The following is a 19,646-nucleotide window of genomic DNA, read 5'->3' as shown; positions in this document are numbered from 1 at the left end:
ACTCAACGAAACTGATCGCGCAGCGCCATGTACAGCACCTGGAATCGCGCATGCCGCGTCCTGTGTCCATCGGCCCCTTCGGACGAGGGTGTCAGCTTCTGCTTGACCGGCGGCAGCGTGCACACCTCGGCCACCGCGCCGCCATCGGCCAGCCACGCAAGGCGCGCCGCACCGAGCGCTCCGCCCGTCTCGCTGCCTGCATACAACGTGAGCGGCACCTGGAAGATGTCGGCCAGCAGTTGGCCCCACCAGATGCTGCGCGCGCCGCCACCCACCAGCGCGACTTCGCGCAGCGGCATGTCGGCCGGCAGGCGCAGCGTGTCGAAGCCGTCGCGCAGGCCGAAGCTCACGCCCTCGACCACCGCATAGGCGATCTCCGCGGGGCCATGCGCATGCGTCAGGCCGAACAGCGCACCCTGGGCATTCGGATTGTTGTGCGGCGAGCGTTCACCCGACAGGTAAGGCAGGAACAGCGGGCAGCGCACCCGGTCCGCCAGCGCGACCGATGCCGCCGCCGCGAGCAGCGCAGATTCGTCGGCGAACTTGAATGTCTTCGCGGCCCAACTCACCGCGCTCGCGGCCGAGAGCATCACCGACATCTGGTGCCAGCGTTTCGGCAGTGCATGGCAGAAGGCATGCATCGCCTGCACGGGATTCGGCAGGAAGCGATCGGTCGAGACGAACACCACGCCCGAAGTACCGAGCGATACGAAGCCCTGTCCCGGCTCCACCAGCCCCATGCCGACCGCGCTGGCGGCGTTGTCTCCTGCACCACCGGCAATCAGGACGGTGCCGCTGCCCACGCCCCAACGCGCAGCCAGTTCGGGCTTGAGCTGCGTCGACACCTCGCTACCCTCGACCAGCCGCGGCATGTGATCGCGCGTGAGCCCCGTGGCTGCGAGCAGTTCGTCGGACCAGTCGCGCGCGCCCACGTCGAGCCACAGCGTGCCCGCCGCATCCGACATCTCGCTGACCGCCTCGCCGCTGAGCATGAAGCGCAGCCAGTCCTTGGGCAGCAGCACACGCGCCGTGCGCTTGAAGATTCCCGGCTCGTGCTCGCGCACCCACATGAGCTTGGGCGCGGTGAACCCGGGCATCGCGAGGTTGCCCGCGATTTCGCCCAGGCGCGGCACGGCGCGCGTGAGTTCCTCGCACTGCGCGCCGCTGCGTCCGTCGTTCCAGAGGATGGCCGGGCGCAGCACCTCGCCCGCCGCGTCGAGCAGCGTGGCGCCGTGCATCTGGCCCGACAGGCCGATGGCCCGCACGGCAGCCAGTGCTTCCCCATGCGAGCCCCGCAGCGCCGCCATGATTTCTTCCAGCGCCTGCCACCATTGGCTCGGCGCCTGCTCCGACCAGAGCGGTTGCGGCCGTTTGACCGTGAGTGCCGCGCGCGCCACGCCGACGATGCGGTGATCGTCGGCGAGCAACAGCCCCTTGAGCTCGGACGTGCCGAGGTCGAGTCCCAGATACAAGATGAACTCCCTGCTTTTTTTCTGACTACGAAGAAGAAATGCCCGAGCCGAAACGGGTGTCGGCCTGGCGCCGGAACTCGCTGGGCGTCATCCCCTTGATTTCAAGAAAGCGCCGGTTGAAATTCGCCACGTTGTTGAAGCCGACCTGATAGCAGATGTCCGTCACGTAGTGGTCGGTCTGCATCAGCAGGTGGCAGGCGCTGTTGATGCGCACGCGGTTGACGAAGTCGGTGAAGCTGTTGCCGGTGGAGCGCCGGAAGAAGCGACTGAAGCGGCTCTCACTCATGCCCAGTTCGGCCGCCACATCCGACATCGCGATCGGCTCGGCCATGTTGTTGGTGATGCGGTTGACGACCTCGTTGATCTGGTCGACCTGCGCATCGCCGTCGCTGCCCTGCACGCCCTGCATCTGCACGCTCGAGAGCAGCCGGTAGTCGGTGCACTGCGCGAGGTCGGCCATGAACTCGAGGAACAGGCCGAGCCGGCGCACGCCGCGCGCGGCCTTGATGTTGTCCCAGTGCGTCTGCGCCTGCTGCGACATGCCGAAGAACTCGATGCCGTGGCGTGCGCGCTCGAGCAGCTGCATCACTTCGCGCAATTCGGGGATCTCGGCCGCGGCCAGTTCGATCGGCTCGTGGCGGAACTGGATCACCCGGTCGCGCCCGGCAGCGCCGCCTTCGGGCACGTCGAGCGAAATCCAGTTGTGCGGCAGCCGCGGCCCGCAGAGCACCAGGTGCCCGGGCTGGAACGGCCCGATCCAGTCGCCGATGAAAGCCTTGCCCGAGGTCTCGGTGATCAGGTGCAGCTCGTAGTCTTCATGGAAGTGCCATCGCACCAGCGGGCTCGGAAAACCGTGCGCAAGGCAGCGCACCAGGCCGGTTTCTTCGGCCGCCTCGTAGCCCAGCGAGGGCGAGCGCGCGAAGTCGCGCTCCAGCTCGGGTTGGCGCTGACGGGGGACCGAACGTTTGCGTGTGGACGTCGTCATGGCAGCAGAAAGGCAAGACCTGGAAGCGCTCTCAATTGTCCGCCTGGGCGAGCGCGTTGTGAACGGCTTCCAGGGTGGGTGGGTCCGCGCCCTCGCGGGTGCAGTTCAGGGCGGCGGCGGTGGCGGCGAAACGCATCACTTCGGTCCAGGCCTCGTCGCCCAGTTCGCCGAGCTGGGCCGGATGCTCGACGCCGTGCGCGAGCAGCGACACCGAAAGCCCCGCCGTGAAAGTGTCGCCCGCGCCGATGGTGTCGACCACGGTGATGCGCGGCGCGGCCACGGTCAGCGGCTCGTGCCCCGTGCGCCAGAGCGTGGCGCCCGCGCCGCCGCGGGTGACGATCACGGCGCGCGCACCCGCCTTCAGGCAGTCCGCGGCCAGCGCATCGACCGGCTGGCCCGGTGCGAGCAGCTCGGCGTCTTCGTCGCTGAGCTTGACGAGGTCTGCCATCGCCAGCCAGTTCGTCACGCGGTCGCGAAAGGCGGCCATGTCGGGGATCAGGCTCGGCCGCACGTTCGGGTCGAACACGATCACGCAGCGCCCGGCGTTCGCGGTGATGAGGTTGGCGATGCGCGTCGACGCCGGCTCCTGCAGCAGCGAGATCGAGCCGAAGTGCAGGAAGCGGCACTCCGCCGGCAACTGCGGCAGCGGCTCGGGCGACCAGGTCGCATCGGCGCTGCCGCGTGTGTAGAACGCATAGCGGTTGGTCTGCGGCGTGCGCTCGACGAAGGCCAGCGTCGAGGGCGCATTGCTGCGCAGGATGAAGCTGGTGTCCACGCCGTTGCCGGCCAGGAATCCCATCAGCCGCTCGCCGAACAGGTCGGTCGACAGCTGCGTGAGAAACCCCGTGTGCACACCGAGGCGCGCGCAGGCCACGGCCGTGTTGAGTGGCGAGCCGCCCTCATGGCCGAGGAACGCCAGGGTGCCCGCCTCGCTGGCGGTGAAATCGATCAGGGCTTCGCCTGTGAGTGCAATTCGCATGGTGCTTGAATGTCGTTGGATCAAGTCAGGTCGTTGGCATCGGCCAGGAAGCCGCGCTCGGCGGCCAGCGTGGCGGGATGGTCCAGCAGTTCGGCAAAGAGGCGCGGTGGAATGGTGACGGCGCCCACGCCCAGGGCGAGCAATGAAAGATACGCTTCGCGCGACCGGATGCTCGCCACCAGCAGACGCGTGCCCGACGACGGCCGCTGCGCAACCAGCGACTGCATCTGCGCGATCAGCCCCAATCCGTCGACACCGGCGTCTTCGAGTCGCCCAAGATACGGCGCCGCGTAGGCCCCGCCCAGCTGCGCCGCGAAGTGCGCCTGCTCGGGCGCGTACACGGCGGTCCAGGTCACAGGAACGCCCTCGGCAATGAGCCGCGCGCCGGCATCGAAGCCCTGGCGCGTGGCGGGAATCTTGACGACCAGTTGGCCGCGGTCGAAGTGCGAGAGCAATGCCCGCGCGTCTTCGAGCATGCCGTCGACGTCGCTCGAATACACCTGCGCCTGCACCTGCCGTGCGCCCAGGTCGAGGCAGCGCTTGAGCAGGCCGGGCACCTCGCCACGGCCGACACCCGCGCGCTTGAGCAGCGTCGGATTGGTCGTCACGCCGTGGACCACCGGATGCGGCAGGCAGGTCCGCAGTTCGGAGAGGTCGGCGCTGTCGAGGTAGAGATGGAAATCTTCGTTCATGGACCGCATGCAAAGGAAACGGATCTTCTCACCGAGCCGGGTGCGATTCACCGCGCAAAAGGGATTCGTCCCGATACTTTCTTATCCGACTTCATCTCGGCTCAGCTCATGACGTTGCCGCCATCGACGTTCAACGTCTGCGCCGTGATGTAGCGCGCCTCGTCGCTGGCCAGAAAAACGGCGGCTCCCGCGATGTCGCCGGGCACACCCATGCGGCCCAGCGGCACTTCGAGCCCCACGCGCCGCTTCTTCTCGCCGGGCGGCAGCCCTTCGGCCTTGGCGAACAGGCTGTCGACATGGTCCCACATCGGCGTATCGACCACGCCCGGCGCAATGCCGTTGACGCGGATGCCGTGCGGCGCCATGGCGAGCGCGGCGCTCTGGGTGTAGCTGATGACGGCCGCCTTGGTCGCGCAGTAGTGCGACACCAGCCCCTCGCCGCGGCGCCCCGCCTGCGAGGCCATGTTGATGACCGACGCGCCCTGCGTGCCCGCCTCGACCATGTGCCGCAGCACCGCCTGCATCACGAAGAACATGCCCTTCACGTTGACGGCGAAGAGCTTGTCGAACGAGGCCTCGTCGCTTTCGAGCAGCGGCGCGAGGTCGAACACGGCCGCATTGTTGAAGAGCGTGTGGACAGGGCCGAAGGCGGCAAGCGCCTCGGCCAGCAAACGTTGAATGTCCTGCGCGTTCGTCACGTCGGCCGCGATGTAGATGAGGCGGTCGGGATGGCGCTGCTGCACCGCACGCACCGCATCCGGCGCGCCGGTCGCACGATCGATCACGCTGCAGCGCGCACCTTCGGCGATGCACGCCTCGGCCACCGCAAGACCGATGCCGCCGCCCGCACCGGTCAGCAGCACATGGCGGTCTTGCAGTCGACCGCTCATTTCACGTCGCCTTCGACGAAGCGCACGACACGCGCGCAGGCCTTGCGAACCGCTTCGACCAGCCGCGCATCGCCCGCGAGGTTGCCCCACAGGGCCGTGTCGGCGCACAGCGCCGCAACCGGATCGGCCGCATCGCAGATCGCGTGCGCCACCGCCTCGTCCATGCCCTGGTCCTGGTAGGCGTAGGGCAGCGCCCCGCGGTGCCAGCGCTGCAGGAAGGCGAGGAACAGCGCCGGCAGCATCGCCACACTGTCGATGCCCTGCCCCGCGGCCAGGCGTTCGCGCACGGTCGGCGCAATGAAGCCCGGGATCTTCGAGAAGCCGTCCGCCGCCACGCGCTGGTTGGTGTCGCGGATCGCGGGATTGCCGAAGCGGTCGAGCACCACGTCGCGGTAGGCCGCAAGGTCGATGGGGCTGGGGCTCAGGCATGGGATCACGTCGTCGGTCACGTAGTCGTGCGCCATCTTGCGGATGGCCGCGTCGTGCGTGCCTTCGTGGATGAACTCGAGGCCAATCAGCGTGCCGGCCCAGGCGATGCAGCTGTGGGTCGCGTTGAGGATGCGGATCTTGGCCTCTTCATACGGCTGCACCGATTCGACCAGCTCCACGCCCACGCGGCCCCAGTCGGGCCGGCCGCCGATGAAGTTGTCTTCGATGACCCACTGGATGAAGCTCTCGCCCGTGATCGGCGCGGCGTCGTCGCGGCCGGTGGCGGCCAGCACACGCGCGCGCAACTCGGGTGGTGGCCGCGGCGTGATGCGGTCGACCATCGCGTTCGGGCACCGGGTGTTGGCGACGGTCCAGGCCAGCAGGTCGGCATCGCCCGCGCGCTCGATGAACTCCAGCAGCCCGCCGTGGAAGCGGTCGCCGTTGTGGCGCAGATTGTCGCAGTTCAGGAGCGTGACCGGACCGGCGCCCGCCGCCTTGCGCGCACGCAGGATGGCGCACACCGCGCCGTAGATGGTCTCCCCCGCCTCGCCGCGCCGCGCGCGTTCGATGTCCGCAGCCAAGTCGGCGAACGACAGGTCGAGCCTGTTGTCCTTCGCGTCGAGGTAGTAGCCCGCCTCGGTCACGGTGAAGGAGACGATGCGCGTGGACGGCGCCGCGCCGCGCGCGATCACCGCGGCCAGCGAGGGCTCGTAGGGCAGCACCTCGCGGATCGCCTCGATCTGCTCATAGCGGTACTCGCCCGCGGGCGACACGGTCTCGAGCGTGTAGCGCCCGCCCTGCGCCCGCAGCGCTGCGACGACTTCGGCCATGTCGGGCCGGATGTTGGCGCCCGACAGCGACCAGCGGGCGTCGCCCGCCTCGATGAGCCGCTGCAGGTAGACGGCCTGGTGGGCACGGTGGAACGAGCCCAGGCCCAGGTGAAGCACCGTGAACTCCGAAGGAGCCGGTGATGTGTGCGCGGTAGACGCTGCTGCGAGAGTCACGGGGAAATGTCCGGAAAAGAAGAAGAAATCAGACGGAGACCGAGCGGCCTTCGCGGTTGAAGAGATGCAGCACCGACGGGTCGAGCTCGACCGCCACGTCGTCGCCCGCTTGCAAGGGCGTACGGTCGTTCTGGCGCGCGATGAGCGGCACGCCGCCCACGTCGACGTGGATCAGCGTGTCGGCACCGAGCGCCTCGATCAGCTCCACGCGGCCCAGCACGTCCGACACCGGCGCGCCCTGCTTCGCGTGCACGCGCAGGCCTTCGGGGCGCACGCCGAGGAAGCCGTCGTTCGGCAGGCGGCCGCCGGTGGCTGCGGAGAAACTCGGAATCGCGCTCGCCGACACCATGTTCATCGACGGCATGCCGATGAACTGCGCGACGAACTGGTTGGCCGGGTGGTCGTACAGCTCCAGGGGTGTGCCGACCTGCTCGATCAGCCCGTCCTTGAGCACCACCACGCGGTCGGCCAGCGTCATGGCCTCGACCTGGTCGTGCGTCACGTAGATCGTGGTCGCGCCGAGCGCGCGGTGCAGCTTGTGGATCTCGACACGGGTGTTGCCGCGCAGCGCCGCATCGAGGTTCGACAGCGGTTCGTCGAACAGGAACACCTTCGGTGCGCGCACGATCGCACGCCCGATGGCCACGCGCTGGCGCTGGCCACCCGACAGATCCTTCGGCGTGCGGTCCAGGTACTGCGTGAGGTTCAGCGTCTTGGCCGCGTACTCGACCTTGGTCTTGATCTCGTCCTTGGCCACGCCCGCGAGCTTCAGCGCGAAGGACATGTTGTCGTACACGCTCATGTGCGGGTACAGCGCATAGCTCTGGAACACCATCGCGAGATCTCGCTTGCCCGAAGGCGTCCAGGTGATGTCCTTGCCGTCGAGCAGCAGGTTGCCGCTGGTGATCGGCTCGAGCCCCGCGATCAGGCGCAGCAGCGTCGATTTGCCGCAGCCCGAGGGCCCGACGAAGACGATGAATTCGCCCTTCCGGATTTCGAGGTCGACGCCCTTGATGATGTTGACGTCACCAAAGCTCTTCTTGATGTTCTTGAGTTCGAGGTAGGCCATGAGATGTCTCCCTTTTCTTTACTTGACGGCGCCGAAGGTCAGGCCTTGCACCAATTGCTTCTGGCTGAACCAGCCGAACACGACGATGGGCGCGATGGCCATCAGCGACGCGGCCGACAACTTGGCCCAGAACAGGCCCTCGGGGCTGGAGTACGACGCGATCAGCGTCGCGAGCGTGCCGGCCTTGGCGGAGGTGAGGTTCAATGCCCAGAAGGCCTCGTTCCAGCTCAGCACCAGGCACAGGAGCCCGGTCGATGCGAGCCCGCCGACCGACAGCGGCATCACGACATGGCGGAACTCGGTCCACAGGCTCGCGCCGTCCATGCGTGCGGCTTCCAGGATCTCGTTCGGAATGTCCTTGTAGGCGCTGTAGAGCATCCACACCATGATCGGCAGGTTCGACAGCGTGAACACAATGGTGAGCGCGGTGAGCGAATCCAGCATGCCCGCTGTCTGCGCGAGCACGTAGATCGGCACCAGCGCACCCACGGCCGGCATCATCTTGGTGGAGAGCATCCACATCAGGATGTCGCGCGTCTTCTTCGTGCGGAAGAACGCCATCGAGTAGGCAGCGGGTGCCGCGATCAGCAAGCCCAGGATCGTCGAGCCCAGGCTGGTGATGAGCGAGTTGCGCGCATACAGCAGGTAGTCGCTGCGGCGCTGCACTTCGCCGAAGTTGTCGAGCGTGGGCTCGAAGATGAACAGCGGAGGCACATGGATCGCCTGCAGTTCCGTCTTGAAGGCCGTGAGAAACAGCCAGCCGAGCGGAAAGAACAGAAGCAGCGCCACGGCCCACGCACCGACGGTGCGCAGCAGTTGGGGAAGGAAGTTGCTGGGTTGCATGGTCGTTCCTTCAGTCGAGGTTCTTGCCGATGATGCGAATGAGGAACACGGCCACGATGTTCGCCAGCACCACCGCGAACAGCGCACCGGCGGAGGCCACGCCCACGTCGAAATTCATCAGCGACTGCTTGAAGATCAGGTAGGTCATGTTCGTGCTCTCGTTGCCCGGGCCGCCATTGGTGGTGATGGCGATCTCGGCGAACACGCTGAGCAGAAAGATCATCTCGATCATGATCACCACGGCCATCGGACGGCCCAGGTGCGGAATGGTGAGATAGAAGAAGCGCTGGAACGAACTCGCCCCGTCCATGCGCGCGGCTTCCATCTGCTCGCGGTCGAGCGACTGCAGCGAGGTGATGAAGATGAGGCAGGCGAAGGGCAGCCACTGCCAGGCCACCATGATGATCACCGAGAGCAGCGGCACGTCGGTGAGCCAGTCGACCGGCTGCGCGCCGAAGAAGCGCCACACGTCCGCCAGGATGCCGTAGATGGGGTTCATCATCATGTGCTTCCACAGCAGCGCGTTGACTGCCGGCATGACGAAGAACGGAGAGATCAGCAGCACCCGCACGATGCCGCGGCCCGGGAAGGGCTCGTTCACCAGCAGCGCGAGCAGCACGCCGAACACCACCGTGATGACGATGACGCTGCCGATGAGCAGCAGCGTGTTCCAGGTGGCGGGCCAGAAGTCCGGATCGGTGACGAAGTAGCGAAAGTTCTCGATGCCCGCGAACGTGCGTTCGCCGGGCTGCATGAGGTTGTAGTTCACGAAGGAGAAGTACAACGTCATCAACAGCGGCACGATCATCCAGAGGAAGAGCGTGAGCACGGCGGGCGCCATGAGGGCCCGGGGCAGGAGTCTTTTCATGAGGAGGTCCCTTCTTGTTGTCTCTGGCTCCTTCCCCCTCTGGGGGAAGGCGGGGATGGGGGCTCCCTGATCGACCACTGCGGCGGTTCGATGCGCCGCGTGCCCCCACCCCTACCCTCCCCCGAAAGGGGAGGGAGTCAAGCCCGGGCTTACTTGTACTGGCCCGACTTCTTGATCTCGCGCTCGGCCAGCGTCTGCGAGGTCTTCAGCGCCTGGTCGACCGTGACCTTGCCCGACAGCGCCGCGCTCATCTGCTGGCCCACGCCGGTGCCGATGGCCTGGAACTCGGGAATGGCCGCGTACTGCACGCCGACGTAAGGCGACTTGGGCAGCGTGCTGTCGCTCAGGTTCGCGCTGTCGATGGCCTTCTTCTCGGCGGCGGCGAACTTGGCCACCTTCTGGAACTCGGGGTTTGCATAGGTCGACTTGCGCGTGCCGGTGGGCACCGCGCCCCATCCGGCTTCCTTGGCGACGAGGTTGACGTACTCCTTGGAGGTCGCCCACTTCACGAAGGTCTGCGCGGCGGCGCCCTTGGTCGAGCTGGAGGGAATCGCCAGGTTCCAGGTCCACAGCCAGTTGGCGCCCTTGGGCGTCACGGCCACGGGGGCCTGTGCGAACGCGACCTTGTCGGCCACCTTCGACTGCTTCGGATCGCTGATGAACGAGGCCGCGATGGTCGCGTCCACCCACATGCCGCACTTGCCTTCGTTGAACAGCGCCAGGTTCTCGTTGAAGCTGTTGGCCGAGGCGCCCGGTGGGCCGTAGGCCTTCATCAGGTCGACGTAGAAGGTGATCGCGTCCTTCCAGGGCTTGGTGTCGATCTGCGGCTTCCACTGCATGTCGAACCACTGGCCGCCGTTGGTGTTGACCAGCGTCGTGAGGAAGGCCATGTTGTCGCCCCAGCCCGGCTTGCCGCGCAGGCACATGCCGTACACGCCGGCCTTCGGGTCGTGGATCTTGCCGGCCAGCTCCTTCACCTGCACCCAGGTGGGCTGCTCGGGCATCTTGAAGCCGACCTTGTCGGCCAGGTCCTTGCGGTACATGAGCATCGAGCTCTCGCCGTAGAAGGGTGCGGCGTAGAGCTTGCCTTCGTACGACAGGCCCGCGCGGATGGCGGGCAGCAGGTCGTCGGCGTCATAGGCAGCGTCGGTGGCGATGGGCTGCAGCCAGCCCTTCTTCGACCAGATCGGCGCTTCGTACAGGCCGATGGTCATCACGTCGAACTGGCCGCCCTTGGTGGCGATGTCGGTGGTCACGCGCTGGCGCAGCGTGCCTTCTTCCAGCGTGACCCACTTGAGCTTGATGTCGGGGTTGGCTTTCTCGAAGAAGGGGGTGAGCTTCTGCATCTCGATCATGTGGCCGTTGTTCACGGTCGCGATCACGAGTTCGGTGGCGGCCTGGGACACGAGCCCCGTGCCGAGGAGTGCGAGGACGAGGCCCGCTTTCAGAAAACGCTTCATGTTGTCTCCTAGAGGTGAGCGACGCCCTCTTGTTGTCGGGTCGCCGTGGGGGGATTCTGGAGAAACTCAGTTGCGGTTTTGGTACTTCGTCGGTTACCTCCAGTACTTTCATGCACCGGTTGGCTAGTGAATTCCCTAATTGGTGCAACACAGCATGGAAAACCGCAAGCCAAAGGCCTCAGGCGAACTTCAGGTACCGCCGCCCAGCAGCTGGCGCCGGAACTGCGCGGCCGCCGGCGAGAGCGCCCGGTCTTCCCGGGTGATGAGGCAGATGGGCGGCACCCGCACCGGCAGTTCCACCGGCACGGTGCGCAATACGCCCAGCCGGGCGTAGTGATTGGCCTGCGAAGCCGGCATCACGGCGGCCATGTCGGAGTTCTCCAGCAGCGCTGTGATGGCGATGGGCGATGCCGTTTCGATGATGTCCAGCCGCGCCTGGATGCCCGCCTCCCGCATCGCCGCCTCGAAGCGCCCGCGCTGCGGCGAGCCCGGCGGCTGCAGCACCCACGACCAGCTCGCCATCTCGGCCAGCGTGACCGTGGCGGTGCGCTCGAACACCGGGTGGGCGGCGCGCACCACCACCACCTGCGATTCGCCCAGCAGCGGCACGCTCGCGTACCTGGCCTCGTCGTGGCCGTCAGTGAGCCGGCCCAGCACGAGGTCGACATCGCCCTGCTCCAGTTGCGCCTGCATCACGTCGCTCGTCTCGACCACCACCGATACGGCCACCTGCGGATGGCGGCGGTGATATTCCACCAGCGCCGGCGCTAGCAGCTCTGGCACCGCGCCCGGCACGCTGCCCACGCGCAGCGCGCCGCTCAGGCCCGAGCGCAGCGCGAGCATTTCCTCGCGGGCGGTGCCGAAGTCGCTGAGCACGCGGCGGGCGTAGCGGATCAGGATCTCGCCGTAGGGCGTGGGCTCCATGCCGCGCGCAAGGCGCTCGAAGAGCTTTTCGCCCAGCGAGTCTTCCAGTTGCTGCAGCAGCTTGGTGGCGGCGGGCTGGCTGATGTTCATGGCTTCGGCCGCGCGGCCGAGGTGGCGGTGGGCGTCGAGCCGGGCCAGCAGCAGCAGCTGGCGAGGCCGCACATGGAGCATCAGCGAGGCATCGGTCAGGCCCTGGGTCGCATCGGTCATGCACAAAAGTATATGGAGCTTCGGACTTTTACGATTGGATTGCGCGGGTGAAGCTCCGTAGGCTCAGGCCAAACAAAACAGGAGACAACCCGATGAGCCTTTCTTTCCTCGCCCGCGCGGCGAGCCTTGCCGCATTGGCGCTGGCCGCAACGGCGGCCGGTGCGCAAGCGACCTACCCCGACAAGCCCCTTCGCATCATGGTCGGCGCCTCGCCCGGCGGCGGCACCGACATCCTCGCGCGCGTGCTGGCCGACAAGTTCTCGCCGGTGCTCAAGCAACCCGTGACGGTGGAGAACCGCCCCGGCGCCTCCAACACCATCGCCGGTGAACTCACCGCGCGCGCGCCGGCCGACGGCGCGACGCTGCTGCTGGCCACCAACACCGCGCAGGCGGTGGCGCCGCACATCCTCAAGCTCAAGTACGACCCGCTGAAGGACCTGACGCCCATCGGCCTCGTGGCCGTGATGCCCAACGTGCTGGTGGTGTCGGCCAACTCGCCCTACAGGTCGGTGAAGGAGCTCGTGGCCGCCATGGCCGCGAAGCCCGGCGGCTTCAAGTACGCGTCGTCGGGCATCGGCAGCACGCAGCATGTGGGCGGCGAGGCCTTCAACCTGGCCACGGGCATGAAGTCGATCCACGTGCCCTACAAGGGCAGCTCGCAGGCGCACATCGACATCATCTCGGGCGAGGTCGACATGATGTTCGACAGCACCTCCTCGGCCATGGGCCAGATCAAGGCCGGCAAGTTCCGCGCGCTGGCGGTGAGCGCGCCGCAGCGCTCGCCCGAGCTGCCCGACGTGCCCACGCTCGCCGAGCAGGGCATCAAGGGCGCCGACGTGTCCACCTGGTACGGCCTCTACGTGACGGCCGGAACGCCCCGCCCCGCGGTCGACAAGCTGAACGCCGAACTCGTGCGCACGCTCAAGCTGGCCGACGTGCAGGCGCGCATCAAAGCCCTGGGCGGCGAGCCCGGTACGCTGACCGGCGAACCCTTCGCGGCGATGAACAGGCAGGAGTTCGACCACTACGGCCAGCTCGTGCGCGACGCCAACATCAAGGCCGAATGAGGCCGCCTTCCACCCCACCCACTTCAACCTCCAGACCCATGTCAACGCCAATGAAAAACCCGAGCGTGATCTCCGCCAAGCCCCGCATCGTCGTGCTGCTGGGCGACCCCAGCGGCGTCGGCCCCGAGATGGCCGTGAAGCTGCTCGCGCGCCAGCGCAACCTGGACGCCGCGCGCGTGCTGCTGATCGCCGACCCGGCCGTGCTGGCCGAAGGCGAGCGCGTGGCCGGCGTGAAGCTGGCCCCGCTGCAGGTCAACAGCCTGGACGAACTGCGTTTCGAGGACGGCCGTCTCAGCCTGTACCTGCGCGACTGGATGGAGGGCGAGGCGCCGGTGCTCGGCGAGTCGAACGAGCGCTCGGGCCGGGCCTCGTTCGAGGCGCTCGAGTACGCGACCGTGGTGGTGCGGCGGGGCCAGGCCGATGCAATCGTCTTCGCGCCGCTCAACAAGCATTCGCTGCGCCTGGGCGGCCTCACCCACGAGGACGAGCTGCGCTACATGCAGGAGTGCTTCGCGGTGGCTGGGTTCGTCTGCGAGTTCAACCTCACCGGTTCGCTCTGGACCTCGCGCGTGACCTCGCACATTCCGCTGAAGGACGTGGCGAGCCACATCACGGTGCAAGGCGTCGGCGATGCGGTGAAGATCATCGCGCAGGCGCTGCGCCGCGCGGGCGTAGCGCAGCCGCGCATCGCGGTGACGGGGCTCAACCCGCACGCGGGCGACGGCGGCTCCATCGGCATGGAAGAGATCGAGATCATCGCGCCGGCCATCGAACAGCTGCGCGCCGAAGGCTACGACGCACGCGGCCCGTTCTCGCCCGACACGGTGTTCATCGGCGCGCGCCGCGGCGACGTGGATGCGGTGGTGTCGATGTACCACGACCAGGGCCAGATCGCGATGAAGCTCATGGGCTTCGAGCAGGGCGTGACGCTGCATGGCGGGCTGCCCGTGCCGGTGGCCACGTCGGCCAGCGGCAGCGCCTTCGACATTGCCGGCAAGGGCATCGCGCAGATCGAAGGGCTGCAACAGGCCTTCGACCTGTGCGTGCGGATGGCGAGCGGCGGTGCGCCCTTGAAGGCGCCCGCCGAGACCGCTACGGCCTGAGATTCCTCAGGAGCTCAGGCGCTTGAGGAGGCCGGCCGTCGAGGCATCGAGCCCCGTGACGTCGCCCGAGGCGAGGCGCGGCTCGATGTCCTTCGCGAGCACCTTGCCCAGCTCCACGCCCCACTGGTCGAAGCTGTTGATGCCCCACAGCGCACCGCTGGTGAACACGCGGTGCTCGTACAGCGCGAGGAAGGCCCCGAGCGCTTCGGGCGTGAGCTTCTCGAACACGAAGAAGGTGCTCGGCCGGTTGCCCGGAAAGTTCTTGTGGCCGCCGTCGTCGAGCTTGCCCACCATCAGCGCCTGCGCCTGCGCGAGCGCATTGGCGAGCAGCTTGGGGTGGTGGCCTTCGAGGTCGTGCGCCGCATCGCGCACCGCCACGAACTCGAGCGGGATCACGTCGGTGCCCTGGTGCAGCATCTGGAAGTAGGCGTGCTGGCCGTTGGTGCCGGGCTCGCCCCAGAGCACCGGCGAGGTGCCGAACGCCACGGGCTTGCCGCTCGCGTCGACCTGCTTGCCGTTGCTCTCCATCTCCAGCTGCTGCAGGTAGGCCGGCACGCGCTTCAGGGCGCTGTGGTACGGCGCGATGCTGCGGCTCGTGAACTTGTGGAAGTTGCGATACCAGACGTCGAGCAGCCCGAGCCGCACCGGCAGGTTCTGCGCGAGCGGCGCGGTGCGGAAGTGCTCGTCCATCGCATGCGCGCCCGCGAGCAGCCGGCGAAAGCCGTCGGCGCCGATGGCCAGCGCGATCGGCAGGCCGATGGCCGACCACAGCGAATAGCGGCCGCCCACCCAGTCCCAGAAACCGAAGGTAGTGGCGATGCCGAACTTGTTCGCGGCTTCGACATTCGTCGTGAGCGCGGCGAAATGGCCGGCAATGTCATTGCCGCCCGACTGCTCGTACCAGCGCTTGGCCGAGAGCGCGTTGGTCATCGTCTCGGCCGTGGTGAAGGTCTTGGAGGCGATCAGGAACAGCGTGTGCTCCGGCGCCAGGTCGCGCAGCACGCCCGCGAGCTCATGGCCGTCGACGTTCGAGACGAAGTGGAAGCGCTTGCCCGGCGCGGCGAACTCGGCGAGCGCCAGCACCGCCATCTGTGGGCCGAGGTCGGAGCCGCCGATGCCGATGTTGACCACGTCGGTGATCGTGTGGTCGCCGCGCACCTTCTCGGCATAAGCCAGCATCGCGTCGAGCGTTTCGTGCACTTCGCGCAGCTTGTCGGCCGTCTTGCCCACCTTGGCATCCGCCGGCGCGCGCAGCAGCGTGTGCAGCACCGCGCGGTCTTCGGTGTTGTTGATGTGCTCGCCCGCGAACATCGCGTCGCGATGGGCTTCGAGGCCGCATTCGCGGGCAAGCGTGAGCAGCAGCTCTTCGGTGCGCGCGTCGATCAGGTTCTTGGACAGGTCGGCGAACACAAAGGGCGCCTCCTGGCTGAAGCGCTCGAAGCGCCCCGCGTCGTCCACGAAGGCATGGCGCACGTCGAACTGGCGGCCCGCCGTCTCGAAGTACGACTGCAGTTGCGCCCAGGCCGGCGCACGGTCGCAGCGTTGGGTCATGACCATGTTTACTTGCCGCTTTCCTGCATGAGCTTCTCGAGCTTCACCGCATCGGCCGCGAAGGCGCGGATGCCTTCGGCGAGCTTCTCGGTGGCCATTGCGTCTTCGTTGAGCGCGAAGCGGAAGCCGGCTTCGTCGTAGCTCACCTTCTTCGCATCGCCCTTGGCCGCGGCCTTGGCGTCGAGCGCGTGTTCGAGCGGCTCGTTGCTCGCGGCCAGCTCGGCCAGCAGCTCGGGGCTGATGGTCAGCAGGTCGCAGCCGGCCAGCGCCTGGATCTGTCCCACATTGCGGAAGCTCGCGCCCATCACTTCGGTCTTGATGCCGTGCTGCTTGTAGTAGTTGAAGATTTCGCGCACCGACTTCACGCCCGGGTCGTTGGCGCCCGCATTGGCCGCTTCGTCCCACTTGGCGCCGGCTGACTTCTTGTACCAGTCGTAGATGCGGCCCACGAAGGGCGAGATCAGCTGCACCTTCGCGGCGCCGCAGGCCACGGCCTGCGCGAACGAGAACAGCAGCGTGAGGTTGGTGCGGATGCCCTTCAGCTCGAGCTGGCGCGCAGCCTCGATGCCTTCCCAGGTGGAGGCCACCTTGATGAGCAGGCGCTTCTCGGTGTCGATGCCTTCGGCCTTGTAGAGCGCCACGATGCGCTCGCCGCGGGCGATGGTGGCGGCGGTGTCGAACGAGAGGCGTGCATCGACTTCGGTCGAGACGCGGCCCGGGATGATCTGGAGGATTTCGGTGCCGAAGTTCACCAGCAGGCGGTCGATGACTTCATCGAGCGGCTTGCCCGCGTGCTTCTTGACGGTCTCGTCGAGCAGGGGGCGGTATTCGGGCTTCTGAACGGCCTTGAGGATCAGCGACGGGTTGGTGGTCGCGTCCTGCGGCTTGGAAACGCTGAGCTGCTTGAAGTCACCGGTGTCTGCGACGACGGTGGTCCACTGGCGGAGGGCATCGAGTTGGTTCATGAAATCATTATCCTGTGCGGGTTGTGACAAGTCCTGCACGCAGTTGCGCGTCGGCCGATGTTTTCATGCGCACCGTAGCACGGGTTTTCGCGTGGTTCCATCGGCCTTCTGCCCGCGGGGTTGTCGGCCGCCCTGCCCTACAGGGGCTGTGGTCCGTGACTGACGGCATGGGCCCATCGGCGAGGGCTACCCTGAACGTTACGAGCGATTTACGCCGAACGTCTTACCTTCAGGAGTGCCCCATGTCCCCTCGCCAACGACGCCCCGCCGCGCCCCCTGCCGGCCCCGCTTTCGACGACCGCCGCACCAGCCAGGCGATCGGCGCGATGGCCACGGCCTTCGTCGTGGGCGGCGTCGCGACCTGGCTCGCGCTGGAGAAGGCGCGCAACGCGCGCGTCCGGCTGGCCGGCCCGGCCGATGGCGCACCGCTGATGCGCGCGCCGCTGCAGGTGGTGGCACCCCTGGACCTGCAACGCTATGCCGGCATCTGGCACGAACAGGCCCGCCTGCCCAACCGCTTTCAGAAAACCTGTTCGGGCCCCGTGACCGCCGAGTACACGCCGCGGCCCGACGGCACGGTGCAGGTGGTCAACCGCTGCGTGCGCGCCGATGGCAATTTCAACGAAGCCATCGGCACGGCGCGCGTGGTGCCCGTGGCCGGCCAGCCCGGCGCGGGCCGCCTCGAAGTGCGCTTTGCGCCCGCGTGGCTCGGCTGGCTGCCGATGGTGTGGGGCGACTACTGGATCCTCAAGCTCGACCGCGACTACCAAGTGGCGCTGGTCGGCACGCCCGACCGCGAATATCTCTGGGTGCTGTCGCGCGCGCCGCGCCTAGACGATGCGACGCTGCAGGTCGAGCTGGACTACGCGCGCAGCCTTGGCTTCGACGCCGACAAGGTCGTGCTCACCGGCAGGTAGCGCGAAAGCTGCGCCGGCAGCATGTCCGGCGCGGTGCAGTGGATGGCCTGCCAGCCGAAGGCGCGTGCCGCCTCGACGTTGGCGGCCGAGTCGTCGATGAACACCGTCTCCGCCGGATCGAGCGCGTAACGCACCGCCAGCACTTCGAAGATTTCACGATCCGGTTTGATGAACTTCACATCCCCCGAGAACACACCACCATCGAAGCGGCGCATGAAGGCATGTCGGCGCACGAGCGCGCGCGCATACGGCCCGGGCATGTTCGAGAGGTAGTAGAGCCGCAGCGGCTCCCCAGCTTCGCGGTGGGCAAAGAGCTGTTCGAGCATGTCGACGGTCACCTCGATGGCTTCGAGCCGCTCTCCCATGTCATCGAGCATCGCGTGAAGCCGCTCCGCCGGCAGCGACAACCGCGCCGCCATGCGGGCGATGGCGTCGTCCAGCGTGCGGGTGCCGCAGTCGAAACCGGTCCAGTCGTCGTGGTGGAAAAGCGCCCTGCCGAGCGCCGCCGCGGCAGCTTCAGTGGGCGCGTGTTGGGCGAGATGGGCCTGCACCAGCCGTGTGGGCTCCCATGCGATCAGCACGGCGCCAAGATCGAAAACCACATTCATGGCGCCATTGTTTCATGCGCACGGTACCACGCTCACGCCATGGGCTCGCAGCGACAGGGTGGTCTGCGCGCCCGCGGCCAGGGGCTGCGACAGATCGGTCGAGACCACGAAGACCGGGCCCAGCGTCGTGTCGAAGCCGTATTCGTAGAAGCTGCCGAGGTAGGCGGCCTTGCGCAAGGTGGCGGGCAACCCATCGGCCGCGCCGATCTCCCAGGCTTCGGGCCGCACCGCCACCTTCACAGTGCCGGGGGCGACCGCGTAGCGGGGCTGCAGGCGCAGCGGGCCCAGCGTGACGCTGCCGTCGGCCTGCGCCACCGCGGGGAACACCATCGCCTCGCCCATGAAGCCTGCGACGAACTCGCTCTCGGGCCGGCCGTAGAGCTGCTCGGGCGTGCCGCGCTGGGCGATCACGCCGTGGTCCATCACGATGATCTGGTCGCTCACGGCCAGCGCCTCGCTCTGGTCGTGCGTGACGTAGGCGACGGTGAGCTTCAGCCGCTGCTGCAGCGCGCGGATTTCCTCGCGCATTTCGCGGCGCAGGCGCGCATCGAGGTTGGAGAGCGGCTCGTCGAACAGCAGCACCGCAGGCTCGAGCACCAGCGCACGCGCGAGCGCCACGCGCTGCTGCTGGCCACCCGAGAGTTCGCTCGGCAGGCGCTCGTCGAAGCCGACCAGGCCCACGCCCCGGAGCGCTTCACGCGCCCGCGAGGTGGCCTCGTCCTTCTTCACGCCGCTCATGCGCAGGCCGTAGCCCACGTTCTCGATCACGTTCATGTGCGGGAACAGCGCGTAGCTCTGGAACATCATGCTCACGTTGCGCTCGGCCGGGCCGAGCGTCGTCACATCGCGTCCACCCATGAAGATCGAACCGGAGGTCGGTGACTCGAGCCCCGCGATCATGCGCAGCGTGGTCGTCTTGCCGCAGCCCGAGGGGCCGAGGATGGTAGTGAGCGTGCCGACCGGCACTTCGAAGCTGATGCCCTTGACGGCCATCGGGCCGGTTTTGTCGGTGCCGTAGCGCTTGGTGACGTTGCGGAATTCGATGCCGTTGCTCATGAACTGCGCCTTTGTTCGGCAAGAAATTTGATATCACGTTCGTATTGCGCATCCGCATCCACGCGCGTCACGTCGCCGATGCGCAACCACAAATGCGACGTCTGCCACGTCTTCATGGTTCCGAACTCGTTCAGGACAAAAGAGATATGGTCGATCTGCGCGATCTCGCCAATGAACGTGACGGATGGGTTGGAGCTCTCCGTCAATGCGTTGACGTAGCCAAACGCCCTCTGGATCGACTCGAGGACCGAGCGCGTCGATTCGAGATCGAGTTCGGGCGCAGTCGGTCTTGACGCCTTGGCATCGATCAAGGCCTTGATGGAGATCAGCGCATTGCCTTGCCATCTGATCCTGGTGACGTCACCCAGATGGACCACGCTGATGCCGTTGGGCAATCCGTCCTCGCTGAACAGGCTCAGATAGACGAAAGTGTCGGTGAACCCGGAAACAACGCCAGTGAGCGACTCCTGGCTCAAACGGTCGCGGTACAGGTCGATCAGCGTTTGCTCCGTTTGAAGCTGAAGCAACAGGTCTGTATGAACACTCATCTTTTT

General features: G+C 67.1%; 19 protein-coding genes. 3 read left to right on the top strand and 16 right to left on the bottom strand.

The genetic code is table 11. The features are described from left to right. Positions 1-2: 2 nt before the first annotated feature. From xylB to GNX71_RS05890, 11 genes are all read right to left on the bottom strand, one after another. The gene (xylB, locus tag GNX71_RS05940; protein ID WP_206177461.1) at positions 3-1,472 is read right to left on the bottom strand and encodes a xylulokinase; all 1,470 of its coding nucleotides are present in this window, start codon (positions 1,470-1,472) and stop codon (positions 3-5) included. A gap of 25 nt (positions 1,473-1,497) precedes the next feature. Continuing rightward, on the bottom strand, positions 1,498-2,457 hold the full coding sequence (locus tag GNX71_RS05935) for an AraC family transcriptional regulator (RefSeq protein ID WP_206177460.1): 960 nt from the start codon (positions 2,455-2,457) through the stop codon (positions 1,498-1,500). A gap of 31 nt (positions 2,458-2,488) precedes the next feature. Further along, positions 2,489-3,436, bottom strand: coding sequence for a carbohydrate kinase (locus GNX71_RS05930; RefSeq protein ID WP_206177459.1), 948 nt, complete (start codon positions 3,434-3,436; stop codon positions 2,489-2,491). A gap of 20 nt (positions 3,437-3,456) precedes the next feature. Then, complete coding sequence (locus GNX71_RS05925) at positions 3,457-4,128, bottom strand: transaldolase family protein (RefSeq protein ID WP_206177458.1); 672 nt, start codon at positions 4,126-4,128, stop codon at positions 3,457-3,459. Positions 4,129-4,229: 101 nt separating this feature from the next. Continuing rightward, a complete protein-coding gene (locus tag GNX71_RS05920; RefSeq protein ID WP_206177457.1) occupies positions 4,230-5,018 on the bottom strand; it encodes an L-iditol 2-dehydrogenase in 789 nt (262 codons plus the stop codon). Beyond that, positions 5,015-6,394, bottom strand: a complete 1,380-nt coding sequence (dalD, locus tag GNX71_RS05915) for a D-arabinitol 4-dehydrogenase (protein ID WP_206179361.1) — start codon at positions 6,392-6,394, stop codon at positions 5,015-5,017. The genes GNX71_RS05920 and dalD overlap by 4 nt, the downstream gene beginning before the upstream one ends. Positions 6,395-6,479: 85 nt before the next feature. Then, positions 6,480-7,520, bottom strand: coding sequence for a sn-glycerol-3-phosphate ABC transporter ATP-binding protein UgpC (ugpC, locus tag GNX71_RS05910; RefSeq protein WP_206177456.1), 1,041 nt, complete (start codon positions 7,518-7,520; stop codon positions 6,480-6,482). Between the two features lie 18 nt (positions 7,521-7,538). Further along, positions 7,539-8,363: a carbohydrate ABC transporter permease gene (locus tag GNX71_RS05905; protein WP_013539656.1), complete on the bottom strand. Its 825-nt coding sequence runs from the start codon at positions 8,361-8,363 to the stop codon at positions 7,539-7,541. Between the two features lie 10 nt (positions 8,364-8,373). Next, a complete protein-coding gene (locus tag GNX71_RS05900) occupies positions 8,374-9,231 on the bottom strand; it encodes a sugar ABC transporter permease (protein WP_206177455.1) in 858 nt (285 codons plus the stop codon). 149 nt (positions 9,232-9,380) lie between these two features. Continuing rightward, positions 9,381-10,691 carry a sugar ABC transporter substrate-binding protein gene (locus tag GNX71_RS05895; protein ID WP_206177454.1) on the bottom strand — a complete coding sequence of 437 codons (1,311 nt, stop codon included), beginning with the start codon at positions 10,689-10,691 and terminating at the stop codon, positions 9,381-9,383. A gap of 189 nt (positions 10,692-10,880) precedes the next feature. After that, a complete protein-coding gene (locus tag GNX71_RS05890) occupies positions 10,881-11,825 on the bottom strand; it encodes a LysR family transcriptional regulator (protein ID WP_241027180.1) in 945 nt (314 codons plus the stop codon). Between the two features lie 92 nt (positions 11,826-11,917). Between GNX71_RS05890 and GNX71_RS05885 the strand changes: the two genes are divergently transcribed. Together GNX71_RS05885 and GNX71_RS05880 are read left to right on the top strand one after the other, a co-directional pair. Next, entirely contained in the window at positions 11,918-12,892 is a 975-nt protein-coding gene (locus GNX71_RS05885; protein WP_206177453.1) for a tripartite tricarboxylate transporter substrate binding protein, read from the top strand. A 50-nt stretch (positions 12,893-12,942) separates the two neighbouring features. Continuing rightward, positions 12,943-13,995 carry a 4-hydroxythreonine-4-phosphate dehydrogenase PdxA gene (locus tag GNX71_RS05880; RefSeq protein WP_241027179.1) on the top strand — a complete coding sequence of 351 codons (1,053 nt, stop codon included), beginning with the start codon at positions 12,943-12,945 and terminating at the stop codon, positions 13,993-13,995. Between the two features lie 6 nt (positions 13,996-14,001). Here the strand turns inward: GNX71_RS05880 and pgi are convergent, their stop codons facing one another. Together pgi and tal are read right to left on the bottom strand one after the other, a co-directional pair. Beyond that, positions 14,002-15,552 carry a glucose-6-phosphate isomerase gene (gene pgi / locus GNX71_RS05875; protein WP_206177451.1) on the bottom strand — a complete coding sequence of 517 codons (1,551 nt, stop codon included), beginning with the start codon at positions 15,550-15,552 and terminating at the stop codon, positions 14,002-14,004. Between the two features lie 2 nt (positions 15,553-15,554). Further along, the gene (gene tal / locus GNX71_RS05870) at positions 15,555-16,511 is read right to left on the bottom strand and encodes a transaldolase (RefSeq protein WP_206177450.1); all 957 of its coding nucleotides are present in this window, start codon (positions 16,509-16,511) and stop codon (positions 15,555-15,557) included. A 242-nt stretch (positions 16,512-16,753) separates the two neighbouring features. Between tal and GNX71_RS05865 the strand changes: the two genes are divergently transcribed. Next, positions 16,754-17,428, top strand: coding sequence for a lipocalin family protein (locus GNX71_RS05865; protein ID WP_206177449.1), 675 nt, complete (start codon positions 16,754-16,756; stop codon positions 17,426-17,428). Here GNX71_RS05865 and GNX71_RS05860 read toward each other — a convergent pair. The 3 genes from GNX71_RS05860 to GNX71_RS05850 are packed head-to-tail and all read right to left on the bottom strand — an operon-like array spanning position 17,374 to position 19,640. Continuing rightward, on the bottom strand, positions 17,374-18,036 hold the full coding sequence (locus GNX71_RS05860) for an HAD family phosphatase (protein WP_206177448.1): 663 nt from the start codon (positions 18,034-18,036) through the stop codon (positions 17,374-17,376). The genes GNX71_RS05865 and GNX71_RS05860 overlap by 55 nt on opposite strands. A 12-nt stretch (positions 18,037-18,048) precedes the next feature. Beyond that, positions 18,049-19,092: an ABC transporter ATP-binding protein gene (locus GNX71_RS05855; protein ID WP_206177447.1), complete on the bottom strand. Its 1,044-nt coding sequence runs from the start codon at positions 19,090-19,092 to the stop codon at positions 18,049-18,051. Further along, a complete protein-coding gene (locus GNX71_RS05850) occupies positions 19,089-19,640 on the bottom strand; it encodes a hypothetical protein (RefSeq protein ID WP_206177446.1) in 552 nt (183 codons plus the stop codon). The genes GNX71_RS05855 and GNX71_RS05850 overlap by 4 nt, the downstream gene beginning before the upstream one ends. Positions 19,641-19,646: the final 6 nt, after the last annotated feature.

The organism is Variovorax sp. RKNM96 (assembly GCF_017161115.1).
Classification (GTDB): domain Bacteria; phylum Pseudomonadota; class Gammaproteobacteria; order Burkholderiales; family Burkholderiaceae_C; genus Variovorax.
Note: the sequence above shows the minus strand (reverse complement) of the source record. Positions and strands in the feature narration are given on the sequence as shown.